This window comes from Candidatus Nitrosopumilus sp. (genome assembly GCF_029882185.1).
GTDB lineage: Archaea > Thermoproteota > Nitrososphaeria > Nitrososphaerales > Nitrosopumilaceae > Nitrosopumilus.
In genome coordinates this window covers 1-3,586 of the sequence record NZ_JAOULD010000080.1, presented here as the reverse complement: position 1 = coordinate 3,586, position 3,586 = coordinate 1, and the positions used below count along the sequence as shown (strand labels likewise).

At 33.2% G+C, this 3,586-nt stretch carries 4 protein-coding genes; 2 read left to right on the top strand and 2 right to left on the bottom strand.

Going from position 1 to position 3,586, the window contains the following annotated elements; all coding sequences use genetic code 11:
- On the bottom strand, positions 1–864 hold an 864-nt coding region (gene glyS, locus OEW78_RS10170), incomplete at its 3' end, for a glycine--tRNA ligase (RefSeq protein ID WP_300327181.1).
- A 31-nt stretch (positions 865–895) separates the two neighbouring features.
- Positions 896–1,735 (bottom strand): deoxyribonuclease IV, encoded by an 840-nt coding sequence (locus OEW78_RS10165; protein ID WP_300327180.1) that lies wholly within the window; start codon positions 1,733–1,735, stop codon positions 896–898.
- An 83-nt stretch (positions 1,736–1,818) separates the two neighbouring features.
- Here OEW78_RS10165 and OEW78_RS10160 point away from each other — a divergent pair, with 83 nt between their 5' ends.
- Together OEW78_RS10160 and OEW78_RS10155 are read left to right on the top strand one after the other, a co-directional pair.
- Entirely contained in the window at positions 1,819–2,856 is a 1,038-nt protein-coding gene (locus OEW78_RS10160) for a DNA primase (RefSeq protein ID WP_300327179.1), read from the top strand.
- A partial coding sequence (locus OEW78_RS10155) for a DNA primase small subunit domain-containing protein (RefSeq protein ID WP_300327178.1) occupies positions 2,843–3,586 on the top strand: 744 nt, incomplete at its 3' end. The genes OEW78_RS10160 and OEW78_RS10155, both read left to right, overlap by 14 nt.

Below are 3,586 nucleotides of genomic sequence, written 5' to 3'. Positions count from 1 at the left end.
CCTGAATCTACTTTTTGTAATGTCAATTCCAGTTTTTTCGTAAAATTCAGTCAAGATTCCCAAGTAGTATGCAACAAACTTGTTTGGAACAACACCTGATTCTACTGCCTCTTTGCATGTCATGGCTACAGGTTCTGCATCTGTTTGAACTCTAATGGTAACATCTTGAATCTCTGAAAACTTTTCCATCTCAGTCAGTTTGTTTGGATTGCAAAATACTTCAATTTCTGCCTGATAAAACTCTCTTAATCGAAGTAGACTCTGTCTTGGAGCTATCTCGTTTCTGAAACTCTTTCCTACTTGAGCAATTCCCAGAGGTAGTTTGCCTCTCATAGTCTTGTAGAGTCTAGGAAAATCCACAAAAATTGATTGGCATGTCTCAGGACGTAAATATGCCTCCTCCTCCTCAGGACCAATACCTACTTTGAACATCATGTTGAAGTTTTTGGTCTTGTCAAAATCACCTTTACACTTTGGACATTTGATGCTGTTTTGAATAATTGCATTATCAAATTCTTCCAAGTCTGCACTTTCAGGTATTTCAATTTGTGTAAGTTCTGCAATAGTTCTGTCTGCTCTAAATGTTGCATTACATTTTGTGCATTTGATTATTGGATCAGCAAAATTTCTCAAGTGTCCTGATGCCTCAAAAACTGACTTTGACATTATTTGAGAACCATCAATTTCTAGCATACTGTCTCTTCTGATTAACTCCCTTCTCCATAATTCTAGAAATTTATTTTTTAGACTAACTCCTGATGGACCATATTCCCAAAACCCTGCTTGCGCATCAGCATATACTTCACAGCTAGGAAAATAAAATCCACGCTCAAGTGCCAATTTCATTACTGCTTCATAGTCCATTATTGCATTCACTCACTCATGAAATAAATTTCTACGCAAATCCTTTTGCAACTCTAACATTTTCAAAGTCATCACGGTCATCATCAATAGGGGTCTCTAAAATTATGGGGATTTTTTTCTTGTTGGCAAATTTTACAACAGATGCAATACCTTTTTCTCCAATTCCACCTAATCCAAGATGATAATGTCTATCCAGATTACAACCCACTTCTCCTTTTGCATCATTTAGGTGAAGAATTTTTAAATTATCTATTCCCACATGTTTATCAAATTCAGCAAAAGTTTTCTTTACGTCTTCTTCAGTTTTCAAATTATATCCTGCAACAAATGCATGGCAAGTATCAAAACAAACACCAAACTTTTTTGCAGGTTTTAACTGTGTAAAAATTTCCCCCAATTGTTTAAAATCAGAACCAACAGAATTTTTTTGCCCTGCTGTATTTTCTAATAAAATCATTACATCATTTTTTGTTTTTCCAGCTCTAGTCAATCCTTCAATGAGTCTTTTAATTCCAGCCTCATCTCCTGTTCCCAAATGACTTCCAAGATGTGTTACTAGATACGGAATTCCTAATTGTGCACATCTTTCCATTTCATCTATCAAAGTTTTAACAGATTTCTCAAACCCATCATTTTTTGGTGTTGCGAGATTTGGCAAATATGGCATATGTGCACAAGTTGCCAATCTGTCAATTTTACTTGCTTTGAGTTTTGCTTTGAAATTATCAATATTTTCTTTGACAAGTGGTTTTGCATGCCATCCTCTTGGATTTCTTGTAAAAATCTGAAATGCAGAACATTTTCTTTCAACAGCATTGTCTACTGATTTGTCAATAGATCCAGATATTGAGACATGACATCCAATTTGCATATGTAACATTGCTTAAAACATAATTTAAACCAGAGTCAAAATCTAAAAATCAGATTTTTAAGTAAACTCGGCAAATTACTTTTATGCTTGCACTAGGACAAGATGAAATTGCCAAATATCCATTTCTAGCCGATGCAGGACAATATCTCAAAGATCAAGGATTTTCACTTGAGCAGTTTGGATCTGATCCTGATTTGAAACAGCTTATTGAGAAAGCATATGAAAGAATCAGAGTCGCAGCAGATGGTAAAATATACAAATCTGATTTAGATGGAGATCATGTCTCAAATTCAGCTGCTTTACCAAGAGAAGTTTTCTCCTTTTTACTGGCAATTGTATTGCTAAAACTAAGTGGAATGCATACTTTAATCAAAAGATTTTCTTTAGCTGAGGCAAGAAGAGCAGAAAAATATCTGGAAAAAGATCTTGCTAACATTTCAGATGAATCAAAAAATCAACTTGCAATAAGAGTAATTGATGATCTTTTTTCAGTTCAAGTAGAAAAACTAGATAACTATTTTGTTATTCCGGTATCTAATTACTTAAAACACTCTATTAATTTTCACGAAAGAGAATGGAAACTAATTAATCGGCATGTAGAAGATGGCAAAGTCTATCTTTCACCACATGAAACAGTTAGACTGATAAGAAAAGAATTAGGAACATACATCAACTCAAAAATTATTAACGCAAGGACCCCTGCTATGATTCCTGGTTTTGAAGACTCTGTAAACAAACTAGTATCACTATCAAAAAAATTTGTTACTTATACTGTTACTACTGGAGAATATCCACCATGTGTAAAACATGCAATTGAGATCCTTGAAAAGGGAGAAAACCTTCCCCATTCTGGAAGATTTATGCTGGCAACTTTTCTTTTATCAAAAGGACAGCCAGTTCAACAAATTGCACCTTTGTTCAAAAATGCTCCTGATTACAATGAACGTGTAACTTTGTATCAGCTTAATCATTTGGCAGGTACATCAGGATCTGGAACGCACTATTCATGCCCATCATGTGAAAAATTAAAAACACAAAATCTATGCTATGCAACATCTGAGTGTGATAATATAATCAATCCCTTACAATTTGGAAGGAAGAAAAATAATGCAAGACGTTGATATAAAATTTCTAGAAAATTCTTTTAAGAAATATTACTTTGAACACTTTGATCAAATCAAAGTTCCTGGAAGAACTTCTGAAAGAGAATTTGGCTACCAAAAATTCAATTCCGGAATGACTCGTCATATTGCAATAAAGGATAACAAAGAATTACATCTAATGATAATACAAAATATACCATCTGACATTTACTGTTCTAATGCATATTATACATTTCCTAATTTACCTATGAATGAAAAAGATTGGAAAGAGGCAGATCTAATTTTTGATATTGATGCAAAAGATCTTAATTTATCCTGTAGAGAAAATCATACAGTATCGATTTGCAATGAATGCAATGAAGTAACAAAAAACACCTCTCAATGTTCAAAATGCAATTCCACTAAATTAGAAAAAAAATCTTTAACGTGCAAAAATTGTATTAATGCATCAAAAACAGAAGTCTCTAAACTATCTGAAGTTTTAATTGATGATTTTGCAATAACTAAAGATAACATACATATCTATTTTTCTGGAAATGAGGGATTTCATGTTTATGTATATGATTCACAGTTTCAGGAAATTGGATCAAGAGAAAGATCAGAGTTAACTGATTATATTTCGTTGCGTGGAGCTATCCCTGAAACATTTGGAATGAAAAAACTAAAACAAGATCGTGCATCATTTCCTGATTTTGATGAAAAAGGTTGGAGAGGAAGATTTGCAAAACAAATTTTTGGCTCAAAATCT